This is a genomic window from Pseudomonas sp. S2_A10, assembly GCF_054668465.1.
Genome location: NZ_CP162773.1, coordinates 1,504,576 through 1,521,609, shown reverse-complemented (window position 1 = coordinate 1,521,609; position 17,034 = coordinate 1,504,576). Strand labels below are relative to the sequence as shown.

Here is a 17,034-nt window from a genome sequence, read left to right as displayed (position 1 = left end):
CCAAAAACGCTCAAAAAGTACGCAATTGTCCGACAGAAGTCAGGTTCTACAAGGGTTTCGCGCTAGCAACGGTAACATTTGCCATACGTCGGCCACCTGTAAAAAAGTCACAAAGAAATGAAGAATATTTATCTATCGAGTGCAATGAGGTCTTAATGAACAGCTATCAGCTACCCCGCGTGAAAGAAAAAGACACTCACAGCAAAGTCATCGGCTACCTGCTGTGGATTTTCGGATTCACTGGCGCGCACCGCTTTTATTACGGCAAACCGGTGACCGGGACGATCTGGTTCTTCACCTTCGGTTTGCTGGGGATTGGCTGGCTGATCGACCTGTTTCTGATCCCGGCGATGGATCGCGAAGCGGACCTGCGCTTTGCCGCCGGGCCGATCGAGTACAACGTCGCGTGGATTCTGCTGACCTTCCTCGGTGTGTTCGGCGTGCACCGGATGTATCAGGGCAAATGGATCAGCGGCTTGCTGTATCTGCTGACCGGCGGGTTGTTCTTTATTGGCGTGCTGTATGACTTCTGGACGCTGAACGATCAGGTGTCGGTGCGCAACGCGCAGAATCGCGGCGCCTTCCAGTAAGCTTTCGCGAGCAGGCTCGCTCCCACAGGAATCACCGCAATACCTGTGGGAGCGAGCCTGCTCGCGAAGGGGTCAACTGGCTATCAAGCCTGGTGCGTAATCCGCCCATCTACCAGCGTATAGCGCACCACGCCCGGCAGACTGTGGCCGATGAACGGGCAGTTCTCGCCCTTCGACAGCCAGTGTTCACCGGCCACCGTCGAAGACTTCGGATCGAACAGCACGATATCCGCCGCGCCGCCTACCGCCAGTTTGCCCGCCGGCAGGCGCAGCGCTTCGGCCGGGCCTGCGCTCAACCGAGCCAATAGCGTCGGCAAGTCGAGCAAACCATCCTCAACCAGCGTCATCGCCAGCGGCAGCAGCAACTCAACACTGCTGATGCCCGGCTCGGTGGCGCCGAACGGGGCCAGTTTGGCGTCGCGCTCGTGGGGCTGGTGATGGCTGGAAATGGCCGAGACCACCCCGGACTTCACTGCCTCACGCAGGCCATCGCGATCGGCGCGGGTGCGCAGCGGCGGTTGCACGTGGTAGAGGCTGTTGAAGTCGATCAGCGCTTCGTCAGTCAGGATCAGCTGATACAGCGCAACATCCGCCGTTACCTTCAAGCCACGGGCCTGGGCCTGGGCAATCAGCGCCACACCGCGCGCACTGGTCAGCTGGCTGAAATGCGCACGCACGCCGGTCTGCTCGACCAGCAGCAGATCGCGAGCCAGCGCCACGGTTTCGGCGGTTTCCGGGATGCCCGGCAGGCCAAGGAAACTGGCGACCGCGCCTTCGTGGGCCAGACCGCCCTCGGCCAGATCGTGATCCTGCGAGTTGAAGATCACCGTCAGGTCGAAAGTCGCCGCATATTCCAGCGCCCGGCACAGGGTGCGGCTGTTGCGAAAGCTCTCCAGACCGTTGCCGAACGCCACGCATCCGGCGTCGCGCAAGGCCACCAGTTCGGCCAATTGCTCACCGTCGAGACCTTTGCTCAGCGCGCCGATCGGGAACACCTTGGTGTTGCCGGCTTCGCGGGCGCGGTCGAGGATCAGTTCGGCGACGGCTGAGGTGTCGAGCACCGGTCTGGTCTTCGGTGGGCAGCACAGGCTGGTCACGCCACCGGCAGCGGCGGCGCGGGTTTCGCTGACGATCGAGCCTTTGCGGCTGTAACCCGGCTCGCGCAGGGCAACGTTGAGGTCGACCAGGCCAGGCGCGGCGACCAGGCCTTGGGCATCGATGGTTTCTACTGCGCTGAAACCGGCCGGTGCGGCGCCGAGGGCGACGATCTTGCAGGCTTCAACGTGGATGTCGGTGATTTGATCCAGGCCGCTGCTGGGATCGATAACGCGTGCGCCGAGAATGCTGAGCTTCACTGGGCGTTCTCCTGCTCGAATTGACGTTGCGCAGTCTGCCCGCTCATGGCCATGGACAGCACAGCCATACGAATCGCGATGCCGTAGGTCACTTGATTGAGGATCACCGAGTGCGGGCCGTCGGCCACCGCCGACTCGATCTCCACACCACGGTTGATCGGCCCCGGGTGCATGACGATGCAATCGGGTTTGGCTCCGGCCAGACGTGCGGTGGTCAGGCCGAACAGGCGATAGAACTCGCCTTCGCTGGGCAGCAGGCCGCCGGTCATGCGCTCACGTTGCAGGCGCAGCATGATCACCACGTCGACGTCCTTGAGGCCTTCAGCCATGTCGGTGTAGACCTTGACGCCGTATTGCTCGATGCCGATCGGCAGCAGGGTTTTCGGCGCGATCACGCGGATATCCGGGCAGCCGAGGGTTTTCAGCGCGAGCATGTTCGAGCGCGCCACACGCGAATGCAGGATGTCGCCGACGATCGCCACCGAAAGGTTTTCGAAACCGCCCTTGTGCCGACGGATGGTGAGCATGTCGAGCATGCCTTGGGTCGGGTGCGCATGCCGGCCGTCGCCGCCGTTGATGATCGCCACCTGCGGGCAGACATGCTCGGCGATGAAGTGCGCCGCGCCCGAGTCGCCGTGGCGCACGACGAACATGTCGGCAGCCATCGCTTCAAGGTTGCGCAAGGTATCGAGCAGCGTTTCGCCCTTGCTCGCCGACGATGTCGACACGTTCAGGGTGATCACGTCCGCCGACAGCCGCTGGGCCGCCAGTTCAAACGTGGTGCGGGTGCGCGTGGAGTTCTCGAAGAACACGTTGCACACGGTCTTGCCGCGCAGCAACGGGACCTTCTTCACCGCCCGGGCACCGACTTCAAGGAACGAGTCGGCAGTGTCGAGGATTTCCGTCAGCAACTCGCGGCGCAAACCGTCGAGCGAGAGGAAGTGGCGCAGCTGGCCCTGATCATTGAGCTGCAGCGGGCGCTTGGTATCTAGAGGCGTCATCGCGAGGGGGACTCTCAATAGGGCGGATTAAAGGGTGACGTCTTGCAGTTCGAGCGTCAGCGGCTCGGGGCCGGACAACTTGACCCGCTGGTTGCCGGCCAGGGTCAGGGTGGCACCGACCACGTTCGGGCGGATCGGCAGCTCGCCGGCGTCCAGGTCCAGCAGGCAGACCAGGGTGACGCTGGCCGGGCGGCCGTAATCGAACAGTTCATTCATGGCGGCGCGGATGGTCCGACCGCTCATCAGCACGTCGTCGATCAGCACCAGATGCTGGCCTTCGATCTCGAAGGGCAGGGCGGACGGGCGCACTTGCGGGTGCAGGCCGTTCTGGCTGAAGTCATCGCGATAGAAGGACACATCCAGCGTGCCCAGTGGCGCATCGCTGTTCAGTTCCTTGAGCAGCGCCTGCGCGACCCAGATGCCGCCGGTGCGGATACCGATGTAACGCGGTTCGCTGATGTCACGCTGGGCAAGGTGCGCCTTGAGGCGGGTCGCCATCTGGCTGATCAGATCGGCGGGATTGGGCAGGCTCATGGTTGCTCCTTCGTGATTCCGCGCTGCGTCCTGCTGGACGAAGCTCGGTTTATAACCAAAAGAAAAGCGCCGAAGCGCTTGTCAGGATTCAAACAATGCAGTGTTTTCATCGAGCCAGCCCTGCAGCAGCAGGGCAGCGGCGATGGCGTCCACCGGGTTGTCGCGGTAACTGCCTTTCTGCCCGCCACGCACCAGTCGCTCGCCCTTGGCTTCGAAAGTGGTCAGGCGTTCGTCGTGGGTATAGAAGGGCAGGTTGTAGCGGCCGTTGAGGCGGCGGGCGAATTTCTCGGCGCGTACGCACATGTCGCTGGGCGTGCCGTCCATGTTCAGCGGCAGGCCGACCACCACGGCGTCGGGTTTCCATTCTTTTATTAGCGCTTCGACCTGATCCCAGTTCGGCACGCCGTTCTGCGCTTTCAAAGTGCACAGCTCGCGGGCCTGGCCGGTGATGACCTGGCCGACCGCGACGCCGATCTGTTTGGTGCCGTAGTCGAAGCCGAGAATCAGGCGCAGGGCCATCAGGCGTGACCTGCCTGGCTGGTGAGCAGATTGAGATCGATGCCCAAGTGCCGCGCTGCCGCTTCCAGGCGCAATTCGCTGCGGGTGTTGAACAGTATGTCGGCGTTGAAAGGGCAGGTCAGCCAGGCGTTGTCGGCCAGTTCGGCTTCCAGTTGCCCGGCTTCCCAGCCGGCGTAACCGAGGGTGATCAGGCTCTGCGCGGGGCCGACGCCGTCAGCGATGGCGAACAGCACGTCCTGCGAAGTCGACAGGGCCAGGTCGCCGTCCAGCTGCGCCGTGGCCTGGAAGGTCTGGCCCGCCGGGTGCAGGACGAAACCGCGATCGGTCTGCACCGGCCCGCCGATGAAGATCGGCACATCCTGGCAGCGTGCCGGCGGCTCGATGTCCGGGCGCAACTGTTCGAGGATGTCGGCCAGGTTCAAGTCTTGCGGCCTGTTGACCACCAGCCCCATCGCGCCATTGGCCGTGTGCTCGACGATGTAGGTCAAGGTGTGGGCAAAGTTCGGGTCGGCCATGTGTGGCATGGCGATCAGGAAGTGATGCTTGAGGTAGCTGGGGCTGACGTTTTTCATGAGCGCTAGTGTGGCGTCGCAAGGGCGAACTGACAAGCTGAGGCTTTAAAAGATCGCAGCCTTCGGCAGCTCCTGCAGGGTGTACGCAGGCCCACTGTAGGAGCTGCCGAAGGCTGCGATCTTTTGATTTTGCTCTTAATTGCTTGAGAGCTTGTCGCCCCGGGCAAATTTCCAGGTGCGAATGATTTCCAGGCGGTCGATGTCCGACAGATCGCCGGTAAACGGTGCAAACGGCGCGGCCAGGCGGACGATGCGCTGCGCCGCCTGATCGAGCAGCGGCTGACCGGAGGATTCCAGCACCAGCACCTCATACAGCGAGCCGTCGCGATTGATCGAGACCATCAGGCGCAAATTGCCGTAGATCTGCTTGCGTCGGGCTTCTTCGGGGTAGTTGAGGTTGCCGATGCGCTCGACCTTCTTGCGCCAGTCATCCTTGTACCAGGCGCCCTTGTCGCGCATGGTCGAAGCCGCGCTCAAGCGGTGGATGCGCGGGCGTTTGGCGTACAGCTGTTGTTCCTTGGCCAGTTCCGCTTCGAGGCTGGCGATGTCGCTGGACAGCTGCGAGCTGTCGAACGCCGGCGCGTCGACGGTCGGTTTGACTTCGGTTTTGCTTTCTTCTTTCTTGGTCGGCGCCTTTTTCGGTTTCGGCGCAACGGTGGTCACCGCTGCCTTCGGGGCGGCTTCCTGCACCACTGGCTTGGCGGCGGGCGGCGGGGTGACCTTTTTGACCTGATTGTCCTGGAATGGCGCGACTTCGGTGGTCTTGGGCAGGGCTTTCTTGTCCAGCGTGCCGCTGCCTTCCTGGTTTTCCTGAGCGAGAAAATCTGCCTTTTCCGGCTTCTTCTCGGCCTTGAAGGTGGCCAGGGTGATTTCCAGGGTTTTGCTGATCTGCTGCGGCTCGACCATGGTGAAGCCGACGCCTAGCAGCAGCGCCAGGTGAATCAGCGCTGCCAGAAACAGGGTAAAACCGAGGCGATCGGCCGGGCGCACGCCACGATGGGCGAGTTCAGCGGGCAGATCGGACGGGAGGGTCATGACAAGAAAACCAACATCGCGTTTTTCAGAGGCTGCGCATGATAACGCAATGTTGGTTTCGCGCCTTGGGCTTCACGCTTCAAGCGACAGGCTGCATGTGACGTACATCAAGCTTGTGGCTTTTTGCCGGCCGCTTGCAGCTTTTTATCGATCGCATCCATCAGCATGCCGCCGATATCAGTGCCGAACGCATTGTCGATTTCACGGATGCAGGTCGGGCTGGTGACGTTGATTTCGGTCAGGTGCTCGCCGATCACGTCGAGGCCGACAAACAGCAAGCCTTTCTCGCGCAAGGTCGGGCCGACCTGGGCGGCGATCCAGCGATCCTTCTCGGTCAGCGGACGCGCTTCGCCACGGCCACCGGCGGCGAGGTTGCCACGGGTTTCGCCCAGCGCCGGAATCCGCGCCAGGCAGTAATCCACCGGCTCGCCATCGATCATCAGGATGCGCTTGTCGCCATCGACGATCGCCGGCAGGTAAGCCTGAATCATGATCTGCTGCTTGCCGTGCAGGGTCAGGGTTTCGAGGATCACCGAGAGGTTCGGGTGGCCGGCGGTGTGGCGGAAGATCGACGAACCGCCCATGCCGTCCAGCGGCTTGAGGATCACGTCACCGTGATGGTCGGCGAACTCACGCAATACGTCCGGGCGGCGGCTGACGATGGTCGGCGGCGTGCACTGCGGAAACAGCGTGGCGAACAGCTTTTCATTGCAGTCGCGCAGGCTCTGCGGCTTGTTCACCACCAGCACGCCGGCGGCTTCGGCCTGTTCCAGCAAGTAAGTGGAGTAGACGAACTCCATGTCGAACGGCGGATCCTTGCGCATCAGGATCACGTCCAGGTCGCTTAGCAGCTTGTCCTGTTCGGCGTCCAGCTCGAACCATTTGTCCGGGTTGGCGAAGACTTTCAGCGGGCTCATCCGCGCCCGCGCCTGGCCTTCGGCCTGATACAGGTCTTTCTGTTCCATGTAGAACAGTTCCCAGCCACGCTTCTGCGCGGCCAGCAGCATGGCCAGCGAGCTATCCTTTTTATAGGAGATGCTGGCGATAGGGTCCATGACAATCCCGACGCGAACGCTCATTGGGTTTTCCTCGAAATTTGGCTACCGGATCGGTATTGAAAAAGTGCCGCCAGAGTGGCGCCGGGCGGGTTTCGGGTCAAGGAAAAACCCGTCGATAGATTGCATCTGGAGACTGTGCTAAAAAGGCTGGCAGATCGCGCCGCCCCATGGGTTTCAAGGGTTTCAGGCCATTATTCACAGCAAAACGGACAATTTGATTCGCAAAGGCGACGGTAGAACCCTCTTATGGAACAGCAGTCCAGCGCCTTGAAGGTCATGGTGATCGACGACTCGAAAACGATTCGCCGCACCGCCGAAACATTGTTGAAGAATGTCGGTTGCGAAGTGATCACCGCCATCGACGGTTTCGATGCGCTGGCGAAGATTGCCGACCACCATCCCGGGATCATCTTTGTCGACATCATGATGCCGCGTCTGGACGGTTATCAGACCTGCGCCCTGATCAAGAACAACAGCGCCTTCAAGGCGACGCCGGTGATCATGCTGTCGTCCAGGGACGGTCTGTTCGACAAGGCCAAGGGGCGGATTGTCGGTTCTGATCAATTTCTGACCAAGCCGTTCAGCAAAGAAGAACTGCTCAACGCGATCCAGGCCCATGTTCCGGGCTTCGCCGCCGTTTTGCCGCAGTAAGACACGCACAGTGACGCTCGGCCAGCGGGCCGGCAGTCGACCAGAAAAATGGGGAAGACCATGGCACGTATCCTGATCGTCGATGATTCGCCGACTGAAATGTACAAACTCACCGGCATGCTCGAAAAGCACGGCCATGAAGTGCTCAAGGCCGAGAACGGCGCCGACGGCGTGGCCTTGGCCCGTCAGGAAAAACCCGACGCGGTGCTGATGGACATCGTCATGCCTGGCCTCAACGGTTTTCAGGCGACCCGGCAGTTGACCAAGGATGCCGACACGGCGCACATCCCGGTGATCATCATCACCACCAAGGATCAGGAGACCGACAAGGTCTGGGGCACCCGCCAGGGCGCCAAGGATTACCTGACCAAACCGGTCGACGAAGACACCCTGATCAAGACCCTGAACAACGTACTCAACGGCTGATCGCGCGATCATGAACGAATCGCTGACCGCGTTCGAACTGCTCTGGCAGATCGACCAGCGCTGCCGCCTGCTGGCAGCGGACCTGCCGTCGCAAGCGGCGCGCCCGGATCGCTGGAGCGGCATCGGCTTTCGCCTCGGCGAACATTGGTATGTGGCGCCGATGGGCGAAGTCAGCGAAGTCCTGCATGAACCGCGCTTCACCCAGTTGCCCGGGGTCAAGCCGTGGGTCAAGGGTGTCGCCAATCTGCGCGGGCGGCTGCTGCCGATCATGGACCTGTGCGGCTTCTTCGGCCATGAGCTGTCGCCGCTGCGCAAACAACGGCGGGTATTGGTGGTGGAACATGAAGACGTGTTCGCCGGGGTAATGGTCGACGAAGTCATCGGCTTGCAGCATTTCGAACAGGGCAGTTTCGAGCCTCTGTCGATCAGCAAGCGCCAGGGCTCCAAGGCCGAATTCGTCAAAGGCTATTTCCGCCGTGAACAGAACTGGCGGGTGTTCAGCCTGTTCGCACTGGCCAGGTCTCCGGTGTTCATGGGTGTGGCTCTATAGCACGAACAACAGAACCCATGTGGACGCGGGCCATGTGGCGAGGGGATTTATCCCCGTTGGGTCGCGCAGCGGCCCCAAAAACTGCAATGCCTGACACCGTCAGCGCATGCGATATTTTTGCGACTGCTTCGCAGCCGAACGGGGATAAATCCCCTCGCCACAAGGCTCGCTCCCACAAGGGCCATGGCAGGTTTCATAGGCGAGGACCGATGACAAAAGCAAAAACAGGCAAGTCGGCAGAAGCATCGCGCAGTCGCGCACAGATCATCGTGCTGTTTATCGCACTGATCGTGTTCATCATGCTGCTGTTCGCCAACTTCGCGTACCTCAACACCCAGGCGAACTACGACAAGCAGTACATCGGCCATGCCGGCGAACTGCGCGTGCTCTCGCAACGCATTGCCAAGAACGCCACCGAAGCGGCGGCGGGCAAGGCTGCGGCGTTCAAGCTGCTCAGTGATGCGCGCAACGATTTTGCCCAGCGCTGGGGCTACCTGAAGAAGGGTGACCCGAACACCGGCCTGCCGCCGGCACCCGTCGCGGTGCGCCCGGAAATGCGCGCGGTGCAGATGGACTGGGAGCGCCTGTTGAAAAACACCGATGCGATCCTCAGCAGCGAACAGACCGTGCTGTCGCTGCATCAAGTCGCCGCGACGCTGGCCGAAACCGTACCGCAGTTGCAGATCGAATACGAAAAAGTCGTGGAAATCCTGCTCCAGCGCGGCGCCCCGGCGGCGCAGGTGGCAATGGCGCAACGGCAATCGTTGCTTGCCGAACGCATCCTCGGTGCCGTCAACACCGTGCTTGCCGGTGACGAAAACTCGCAGCAGGCCGCCGACGCCTTTGGCCGCGATGCCGCGCGTTTCGGCCTGGTGCTTAACGGCATGTTGCAAGGCAACCCGGCGCTGAAAATCAGCCAGGTCGAAGACCGCGACGCCCGTGCGCGTTTGAGCGAAATTTCCGAGCTGTTCCAGTTCGTTTCCGGCTCCGTGGACGAAATCCTCGAAACCTCGCCTGAGCTGTTCAAGGTGCGCGAGTCGGCCAGCAACATCTTCACCCTGTCGCAAACCCTGCTCGACGAAGCCTCGCATCTGGCCACCGGGTTCGAGCATCTGGCCGGCGGGCGCAACACCGACACCATTGGCGGCTATGTGCTGGGCTTGCTGGCGCTGGCCTCGATCATCCTCATCGGTCTGGTCATGGTCCGCGAAACCAATCGCCAGTTGCGTGAAACCGCCGAGAAGAACGAGCGCAACCAGAACGCGATCATGCGCCTGCTCGACGAAATCGAAGACCTCGCCGATGGCGACCTCACCGTGACCGCTTCGGTGACCGAAGACTTCACCGGCACCATCGCCGACTCGATCAACTATTCCGTCGACCAATTGCGCGATCTGGTCGCCACCATCAACCTCACCGCCGGCCAGGTTGCCGCCGCTGTGCAGGAAACCCAGGCCACCGCCATGCATCTGGCCCAAGCGTCTGAGCAACAGGCCCAGCAGATTTCCGAAGCCTCGACAGCGATCAGCGACATGGCCGAGTCCATCGATCAGGTCTCGGCCAACGCTGCCGAATCGTCGGCGGTGGCCGAGCGTTCCGTGGAAATCGCCAACAAGGGTAACGAAGTTGTGCACAACACCATCCACGGCATGGACAACATTCGCGAACAGATTCAGGACACCGCCAAGCGCATCAAGCGCCTCGGCGAGTCGTCCCAGGAAATCGGCGACATCGTCAGCCTGATCGATGACATCGCCGACCAGACCAACATTCTCGCCCTCAACGCGGCGATCCAGGCATCGATGGCGGGCGACGCCGGGCGCGGTTTTGCCGTGGTTGCCGACGAAGTGCAGCGGCTGGCCGAGCGTTCGTCCGCCGCGACCCGGCAGATCGAAACCCTGGTGCGGGCGATTCAGGCCGACACCAACGAAGCGGTGATTTCCATGGAGCAGACCACCACCGAAGTGGTGCGCGGCGCGCGACTGGCGCAGGATGCCGGTGTGGCCCTGGAAGAAATCGAAGGCGTGTCCAAGACCCTCGCCGCGCTGATCCAGAGCATTTCCAACGCGGCGCAACAGCAGACGTCTTCGGCCGGACAGATCTCGCTGACGATGAATGTGATCCAGCAGATCACCTCGCAGACTTCGTCGGGGTCCACGGCCACCGCCGAGAGCATCGGCAACCTGGCGAAAATGGCCAGTCAGTTGCGCCGTTCGGTGTCCGGTTTCACCTTGCCGGCGGCGACAGATAAAGCGTGAGTGGAGTGGTTATGGGTGATCGGCACGACTACGTGGCCCTGGAATGGGTCAAGGGCGAAATTGCCGAAACGCTGAAGCTGGCGCATCAGGCGATCGAAGCCGTGCTCGACGATCCGCAGGCCTTCCCCGGGCTGGACGAATGCCTGGCCTACATTCATCAGGTGCACGGCAGTCTGCAAATGGTCGAGTTCTACGGCGCAGCGTTACTCGCCGAAGAAATGGAGCACTTGGTCGAAGCCCTGCAACATGATCGTGTACCGCACCGCGACGAAGCCCTGCACCTGATGCTGCAAGCCTTGGGGCAATTGCCGCTTTACCTCGATCGCGTGCAGAGCGCCCGCCGCGACCTGCCGCTGGTGGTGTTGCCGCTGATCAACGATCTGCGCAGCGCCCGTGGTGAAAGCCTGCTGGCGGAAACCAGTCTGTTCAGCCCGCCACTGCCCGAGCTGGCGCCGCTCGGCGACGCGGCACTCGCCGCGCTGGAACCGCCCGATCTGCCGAACGTGCTGCGCAAACTGCGGCAGATGCTGCAAATGGCTCTGGTCGGGCTGCTGCGCGAACAGGACGACCAGACGCATCTTGGCTATCTGGCCAAAGTCTTCAGCCGTCTCGAAGCGCTGAGCGGCGATGCGCCGTTGAGCCCTTTGTGGCAAATCGCCTCGGCATTGGTCGAGGGCATGCGCGAGGGCGTCATCGCCAACAGTCCGGCGCTGCGCAGCCTGTTCAAGGACGCCGACCAAGAGCTCAAGCGCCTGCTCGAGCAAGGCGTCGTCGGGCTCAATCAACCGGCGCCGGCCGAGCTGCTGAAAAGCCTGTTGTTCTATATTGCCAAAGCCGAACATCCCACCGGGCAGATGCTGACCATGAAAGATCACTACTCCCTGGACGACGCGTTGCCCGACAGCGCGATGGTCGATGAAGAACGCGCACGCCTCGCCGGCCCCGACCGCGATGCCATGCGCTCGGTGCTGGCGGCGCTGTGCGAAGAGCTGGTGCGGGTCAAGGAGCGCCTCGATCTGTTCGTGCGCAGTGACCGCCAGCACGCCTCGGATCTGGACAGCCTGCTCGCGCCGCTGCGGCAGATTGCCGACACCCTCGCGGTGCTTGGTTTCGGCCAGCCGCGCAAAGTCATCATCGACCAACTGGCAGTGGTGCTCAGCCTCGCCCAAGGCCAGCGCGAACCGAACGACGCGATCCTCATGGACGTCGCCGGGGCCTTGCTCTACGTCGAAGCGACGCTGGCCGGCATGGTCGGCACGGTGGAGACGCAAAGCGCCGAAGACGCGCGCCTGCCGACCACCGACCTGACGCAGATCCATCAGATCGTGATCAAGGAAGCGCGCATCTGCCTGCAACAGGCCAAGGACATGATCGTCGATTACATCGACGCCGATTGGGACCGCCAGCATCTGCAACCGCTGCCCGAACTGCTGACGCAGGTGCGCGGCGCGCTGGCGATGATTCCGCTGGCCCGCGCGGCGAGTCTGGTCGAGGCCTGCAACGGTTTCATTCGCGAGCATTTGATGCTCGATGCCCACGAACCGGGCTGGGAACAACTCGATCATCTGGCCGATGTGATCAGCAGCCTGGAGTATTACCTCGAACGCCTGAGCGACGACCCGCAGGCGCCCGCCGAGCATCTGCTCGATGTCGCGCAAAACAGCCTCGCCAGCCTCGGCTTCTTCGCTAACGAGCAGCCCGGCGAAGCGCAAGTGCCGTTGCTCGATGAGGTGCTCAGCCCCAGCGAAGCGCAGCTCATGCAGGATCTGCAAACCCTCGACGACCCTGACGTCGTGCAGTCGCTGGCCGAGGTGCTGGCCAGCCCGCTGTCGGCGCTCAACCCGCCGGCGCGCAACAGCCCCGACAGCCTGATGCCGCCGCCAGCGGATGAAGAACCGGTCGACGATGAGCTGCGCGAAGTGTTCCTCGAAGAGACCGACGAAGTTCTCGCGGTCCTCCACGAATACCTGCCGCGCTGGACCGCCAATCCCCAGGACCGCGCCGCGCTGACCGAACTGCGTCGGGCCTTCCATACCTTGAAGGGCAGCGGGCGCATGGTCCGCGCGTTGGTCCTTGGCGAACTGGCCTGGGCCGTGGAAAACCTGCTCAACCGCGTGCTCGAACAAAGCGTCGAGCCCGGCGCAGTGCTGCGCCAGTTGCTCGGCGACACCGTGTTGCTGCTGCCCGAGCTGATCAACGAATTCGCCACCCAGCGTCAGCGCCAGCGCAACGATGTCGACCAACTCGCCGCCCGCGCCCACGCGTTGGCCAAAGGCGATGAGCCGCTGGCTGCCGAAGACACCGACGATGTCGCTGCGCTTGATCCGCTGCTGCTGGAAATCTTCCGCAAAGAAGCCGAAACCCACCTCGCCAGCCTCAACCGTTTCCTCGATCAGGCCGCCGAACAGGTGCCGTTACCGGCCAGCGACGAGCTGCAACGGGCGCTGCACACGCTCAAGGGCAGTGCCTCGATGGCCGGCGTATTGCCGATGGCCGAACTGGCGGCTTCGCTGGATCAACTGGCCCGCGAGTTCAAGGCGCACCAGTTGCCGCTGGATCTGGACGAGGTCGAATTGCTGCTCGAAGCCGAGGGCTTGTTCCGCGTCGGCCTGCGTCAGCTCAAACACGATCCGCTGGCGCCGATTGTCGGTGCGCAGTCGCTGATCAAACGCACCGAGGCGCTGCTCGCCGAGCGCCTGCAAGCCAGCTCCGATGGCGCTGACAGCGGCCTGCGCCTCAAGCGCGATCCGCAACTGATCAACAACTTCCTCGCCCAGGGCATGGACATCCTCCTCGACGCCGAAAACCTTTTGCAGCGCTGGCAGCAACACCCCGGCGAACGCCAGGAACTCAGCGCCTTGCTCGATGAGCTGACCACTCTGGGCGAGGGCGCGCACCTTGCCGATCTGCTTCCGGTCGATGGCCTCTGCGAAGCTTTGCTCGACCTGTATGGCGCGGTGGAAGAAAGCAGCCTGGCGGTCAGTGAGCGGTTTTTCCACGAGGCGCAACTGGCCCACGAAGCGCTGATCAACATGCTCGACGAGCTCGCTGCCGGCCAGGAAATCACCGCGCAGCCGGAGCGGATTCGCGCCTTGCAGGATCTGCTTGACGAAGGTCTCGACCCGGCGGCGATGGGCCTGATCCGCAGCGACGGCAGCCGCACCCTGGACATTCGCGAACTGGGCAGCGCCACCGCGCAATTGCAGCAATCGGTTGCCGCCCTCGAACCTGACGACGAGATTGTCGAAATCTTCCTCGAAGAGGCGGTGGACATTCTCGACAGCGCCGGGCAAGCCTTGCAGCGCTGGCTCAAGGACCCGGACAACGCCGCGCCGCTGTCGTCATTGCAGCGCGACTTGCACACGCTGAAGGGCGGCGCGCGCATGGCCGAGGTGGAGGCCGTCGGCGACCTCGCCCAGGAACTGGAAAATCTCTACGAAGGGCTGGTCGATCGACGCTACAACCACAGCGCTGCGCTCGAAGGTTTGTTGCAGCGCAGTCATGAGCGGTTGGCGCTGATGCTGGAGCAACTGCAAGCGCATCAAGCGCTGACCCCGGCGCAGGATTTGATCGACGCGATCCGTCAGTTGCGTCAGGGCCAGGCCGCCAGCGAATCTGCCCCCGCAGCGGTCGAACACGACAACGCCGGGCATGATCCGGAGTTGCTGGAGATCTTCCTCGAAGAAGGTTTCGACATCATCGAAAGCTCCGGCGCCGCGCTGTTGCGCTGGCAGGTCGAGCCGGGCAACCGGCAGGAAATCGAAACCCTGCTGCGCGATCTGCACACCCTCAAGGGTGGTGCGCGGATGGTCGAAATCGGCCCGATCGGCGACCTCGCCCATGAGCTGGAATTTCTCTACGAAAGTCTCTCTAGCGGTGTGCTGCAACCGTCCGCCGAACTGTTCGCGCTGGTGCAGCGCGGCCATGACCGACTGGCGCAAATGCTCGATGGTGTGCGCGCCGGGCAGCCGTGCCCACCGGCCGATCGGCTGATCAATGCGATCCAGAATTTCAGTCACCCGGTGCAGGTTGAAGCGCCGCCAGCGCCGGCTCCAGTCATCAAGCCCGAGGCCGCGCCGCCGAGCGCCGATGCTGGCGCGGACATGGTCAAGGTCTCGTCCGAACTGCTCGATGAGCTGGTCAATCTGGCCGGGGAAACCTCGATCTTTCGTGGACGGATCGAGCAGCAGGTCAACGATGCGCAGATTGCCCTCAACGAGATGGAAACCACCATCGAGCGTATGCGCGATCAGTTGCGCCGCCTCGACACCGAAACCCAGGGGCGCATTCTCAGCCGCCAGCAAGTCGATGGCGAACGCCTCGGTTATGAAGACTTCGATCCGCTGGAAATGGATCGCCATTCGCAGTTGCAGCAATTGTCGCGGGCGCTGTTCGAATCCGCCTCGGACCTGCTCGACCTCAAGGAAACCCTCGACCGCCGCAATCACGATGCGGAGAACCTGTTGCAGCAACAGGGGCGGATCAACACCGAATTGCAGGAAGGCCTGATGCGCACGCGCATGGTGCCGTTCGAACGCATGGTGCCGCGTCTGAAACGCATCGTTCGTCAGGTCGCCGAAGAGCTGGGCAAGGATGTCGCTTTTGTCGTCGGCAATGCCGATGGCGAGATGGATCGCAATGTGCTGGAACGCATGGCCGCGCCGCTGGAACACATGCTGCGCAACGCCGTCGACCATGGCCTCGAACCCGCCGATGTGCGGCTGGCGGCAGGCAAACCGGCGCAAGGGCAGATCACCCTTGATCTGTCCCGCGAAGGCGGTGACATCGTTTTCGACATCCGCGACGACGGCGCCGGGGTGCCGCTGGAAGCCGTGCGGCGCAAGGCGATCAAACGCGGCTTGCTGGCGCCCGACGCCGAGATCAGCGACCGCGACGTGTTGCAGTTCATCCTCCAGCCGGGTTTCTCCACGGCGGAAAAGATCACCCAGATTTCCGGGCGTGGCGTCGGCATGGACGTAGTCCACGAAGAGGTGCGTCAGCTCGGCGGCAGCATGAGTATCGATTCGGTGCCGGGGCAGGGCGTGCATTTCCGCATTCGCCTGCCGTTCACCGTGTCGGTCAACCGCGCGCTGATGGTGCAGTGCGGCGAGGATCAGTACGCGATTCCGCTGAACACCATCGAAGGCATCGTGCGTGTGTTGCCGAATGATCTGGAAGGGCATTTCCGTCACGATCCACCGAGTTATCAATACGGCGGCCAGCGGTATGAGCTGTGCTATCTCGGCGAGCTGTTGAAGACTGCGCCACGGCCAAAACTGCTCGGGCAGAACCTGCCGTTGCCGGTGCTGCTGGTGCATTGCAACGACCGCCACATTGCCGTGCTGGTCGACGCCATGGCCGGCACTCGCGAGATCGTGGTCAAGAGCCTCGGCCCGCAGTTCGCGGCGGTGCAGGGCGTGTCGGGGGCGACGATTCTCGGCGACGGCCGGGTGGTGCTGATTCTGGATCTGCTCGCACCGATCCGCGCGATGCAGGCGCGCCTGGCGCAAGAGCCGGCGCGCACGGACATCGACAGCGAACCGCACAAGCCGCTGCTGATCATGGTCGTCGATGACTCGGTGACGGTGCGCAAGGTCACCAGCCGTTTGCTCGAGCGTCACGGCATGAACGTGCTGACCGCCAAGGACGGCGTCGATGCGATGCTGCTCCTCGAAGAGCACCTGCCCGACCTGATGCTGCTCGACATCGAAATGCCGCGCATGGACGGCTTCGAAGTCGCCACCCAGGTGCGCGCCGACGAACGCCTGCGCCACTTGCCAATCATCATGATCACCTCGCGCACCGGGCAGAAACACCGCGACCGCGCCATGGCCATCGGCGTCAACGACTACCTCGGCAAGCCGTATCAGGAATCGGTGTTGCTGGAGAGCATCGCCCAGTGGAGCAAGAAACATGCATGAGCACCGGCACAACCCGCGCACCAGCCAGCTCACCGGGCTGTTGCTGCCGCTGGCCGATCGCAACCTGATCCTGCCCAATGTCGCCATTGCCGAGCTGATCGACTACCAGGCCAGCGCCTTCGATCTCGACACGCCGCCGTGGTACCTGGGCCGGGTGACCTGGCGTGAGCGGCAGATTCCGCTGATCAGTTTCGAATCGGCCTGCGGGCAGAAAATCGTCATCGGCGAACGGGCGCGGATCGTCATCCTGAATGCGCTGGGCGGCTTGCCCGAGCTGAGATTCATCGCCCTGTTGGTGCAGGGGATTCCTCGGTCGTACAAGCTGGACAGTCAGTTGAGTTATGTCGATGTGCCGTTGTGTGCGCTGGAGCAGGCGGCGGTGCAGGTCGGCGAGCAGGTGGCGAAGGTGCCGGATTTGTTGGGGCTGGAGAAGTTACTGGTGGATGCGGGATTGGCCCGCTGATCCAAGGCTTGACTGATCATTCCCACGCTCCGCGTGGGAATGCAGCCCGGACGCTCCGCGTCCCATCAAGAGCCGAACGCGGAGCGTCCGTGGAGGCATTC

At 62.7% G+C, this 17,034-nt stretch carries 14 protein-coding genes; 7 read left to right on the top strand and 7 right to left on the bottom strand.

Annotated elements, in window-relative coordinates; all coding sequences use genetic code 11:
• Nucleotides 1-155: 155 nt before the first annotated feature.
• A complete protein-coding gene (locus AB4N41_RS07000) occupies nucleotides 156-590 on the top strand; it encodes an NINE protein (protein WP_016772734.1) in 435 nt (144 codons plus the stop codon).
• Between the two features lie 83 nt (nucleotides 591-673).
• Here the strand turns inward: AB4N41_RS07000 and AB4N41_RS06995 are convergent, their stop codons facing one another.
• The 7 genes from AB4N41_RS06995 to gshB form a co-directional block, all read right to left on the bottom strand.
• Nucleotides 674-1,945, bottom strand: a complete 1,272-nt coding sequence (locus tag AB4N41_RS06995) for a dihydroorotase (RefSeq protein WP_150743563.1) — start codon at nucleotides 1,943-1,945, stop codon at nucleotides 674-676.
• Complete coding sequence (locus AB4N41_RS06990) at nucleotides 1,942-2,946, bottom strand: aspartate carbamoyltransferase catalytic subunit (RefSeq protein WP_016772736.1); 1,005 nt, start codon at nucleotides 2,944-2,946, stop codon at nucleotides 1,942-1,944. Before AB4N41_RS06990 ends, AB4N41_RS06995 begins: the two co-directional genes overlap by 4 nt.
• A gap of 27 nt (nucleotides 2,947-2,973) precedes the next feature.
• Nucleotides 2,974-3,480, bottom strand: a complete 507-nt coding sequence (pyrR, locus tag AB4N41_RS06985; protein ID WP_016772737.1) for a bifunctional pyr operon transcriptional regulator/uracil phosphoribosyltransferase PyrR — start codon at nucleotides 3,478-3,480, stop codon at nucleotides 2,974-2,976.
• 81 nt (nucleotides 3,481-3,561) lie between these two features.
• The gene (ruvX, locus tag AB4N41_RS06980) at nucleotides 3,562-3,999 is read right to left on the bottom strand and encodes a Holliday junction resolvase RuvX (RefSeq protein WP_041476809.1); all 438 of its coding nucleotides are present in this window, start codon (nucleotides 3,997-3,999) and stop codon (nucleotides 3,562-3,564) included.
• Nucleotides 3,999-4,571 (bottom strand): YqgE/AlgH family protein, encoded by a 573-nt coding sequence (locus tag AB4N41_RS06975; RefSeq protein WP_016772739.1) that lies wholly within the window; start codon nucleotides 4,569-4,571, stop codon nucleotides 3,999-4,001. Before AB4N41_RS06975 ends, ruvX begins: the two co-directional genes overlap by 1 nt.
• A 135-nt stretch (nucleotides 4,572-4,706) precedes the next feature.
• Nucleotides 4,707-5,606, bottom strand: coding sequence for an energy transducer TonB (locus AB4N41_RS06970; protein WP_024014654.1), 900 nt, complete (start codon nucleotides 5,604-5,606; stop codon nucleotides 4,707-4,709).
• A 107-nt stretch (nucleotides 5,607-5,713) separates the two neighbouring features.
• A complete protein-coding gene (gene gshB / locus AB4N41_RS06965; RefSeq protein WP_460138370.1) occupies nucleotides 5,714-6,685 on the bottom strand; it encodes a glutathione synthase in 972 nt (323 codons plus the stop codon).
• 225 nt (nucleotides 6,686-6,910) lie between these two features.
• On the opposite strand from gshB, the gene pilG reads away from it, so the two are divergent.
• The 6 genes from pilG to AB4N41_RS06935 all read left to right on the top strand — a co-directional run bounded on the left by pilG (nucleotide 6,911) and on the right by AB4N41_RS06935 (nucleotide 16,933).
• Nucleotides 6,911-7,315, top strand: coding sequence for a twitching motility response regulator PilG (gene pilG / locus AB4N41_RS06960; protein ID WP_016772743.1), 405 nt, complete (start codon nucleotides 6,911-6,913; stop codon nucleotides 7,313-7,315).
• Nucleotides 7,316-7,375: 60 nt separating this feature from the next.
• Nucleotides 7,376-7,741, top strand: a complete 366-nt coding sequence (pilH, locus tag AB4N41_RS06955; RefSeq protein ID WP_016772744.1) for a twitching motility response regulator PilH — start codon at nucleotides 7,376-7,378, stop codon at nucleotides 7,739-7,741.
• Between the two features lie 10 nt (nucleotides 7,742-7,751).
• A complete protein-coding gene (locus tag AB4N41_RS06950) occupies nucleotides 7,752-8,291 on the top strand; it encodes a chemotaxis protein CheW (RefSeq protein ID WP_016772745.1) in 540 nt (179 codons plus the stop codon).
• Between the two features lie 209 nt (nucleotides 8,292-8,500).
• Entirely contained in the window at nucleotides 8,501-10,549 is a 2,049-nt protein-coding gene (locus tag AB4N41_RS06945; RefSeq protein WP_041476807.1) for a methyl-accepting chemotaxis protein, read from the top strand.
• Nucleotides 10,550-10,560: 11 nt separating this feature from the next.
• A complete protein-coding gene (locus AB4N41_RS06940) occupies nucleotides 10,561-16,470 on the top strand; it encodes an Hpt domain-containing protein (protein ID WP_252877048.1) in 5,910 nt (1,969 codons plus the stop codon).
• Complete coding sequence (locus tag AB4N41_RS06935; protein WP_041476805.1) at nucleotides 16,463-16,933, top strand: chemotaxis protein CheW; 471 nt, start codon at nucleotides 16,463-16,465, stop codon at nucleotides 16,931-16,933. The genes AB4N41_RS06940 and AB4N41_RS06935 overlap by 8 nt, the downstream gene beginning before the upstream one ends.
• Nucleotides 16,934-17,034: the final 101 nt, after the last annotated feature.

Coding starts and splice junctions, on each gene's coding strand:
- AB4N41_RS07000 (WP_016772734.1), top strand. CDS start 156: ATGAACAGCTATCAGCTACCCCGCGTGAAAGAAAAAGACACTCACAGC.
- AB4N41_RS06990 (WP_016772736.1), bottom strand. CDS start 2,946: ATGACGCCTCTAGATACCAAGCGCCCGCTGCAGCTCAATGATCAGGGC.
- pyrR (WP_016772737.1), bottom strand. CDS start 3,480: ATGAGCCTGCCCAATCCCGCCGATCTGATCAGCCAGATGGCGACCCGC.
- ruvX (WP_041476809.1), bottom strand. CDS start 3,999: ATGGCCCTGCGCCTGATTCTCGGCTTCGACTACGGCACCAAACAGATC.
- AB4N41_RS06975 (WP_016772739.1), bottom strand. CDS start 4,571: ATGAAAAACGTCAGCCCCAGCTACCTCAAGCATCACTTCCTGATCGCC.
- AB4N41_RS06970 (WP_024014654.1), bottom strand. CDS start 5,606: ATGACCCTCCCGTCCGATCTGCCCGCTGAACTCGCCCATCGTGGCGTG.
- gshB (WP_460138370.1), bottom strand. CDS start 6,685: ATGAGCGTTCGCGTCGGGATTGTCATGGACCCTATCGCCAGCATCTCC.
- pilG (WP_016772743.1), top strand. CDS start 6,911: ATGGAACAGCAGTCCAGCGCCTTGAAGGTCATGGTGATCGACGACTCG.
- pilH (WP_016772744.1), top strand. CDS start 7,376: ATGGCACGTATCCTGATCGTCGATGATTCGCCGACTGAAATGTACAAA.
- AB4N41_RS06950 (WP_016772745.1), top strand. CDS start 7,752: ATGAACGAATCGCTGACCGCGTTCGAACTGCTCTGGCAGATCGACCAG.
- AB4N41_RS06945 (WP_041476807.1), top strand. CDS start 8,501: ATGACAAAAGCAAAAACAGGCAAGTCGGCAGAAGCATCGCGCAGTCGC.
- AB4N41_RS06940 (WP_252877048.1), top strand. CDS start 10,561: ATGGGTGATCGGCACGACTACGTGGCCCTGGAATGGGTCAAGGGCGAA.
- AB4N41_RS06935 (WP_041476805.1), top strand. CDS start 16,463: ATGCATGAGCACCGGCACAACCCGCGCACCAGCCAGCTCACCGGGCTG.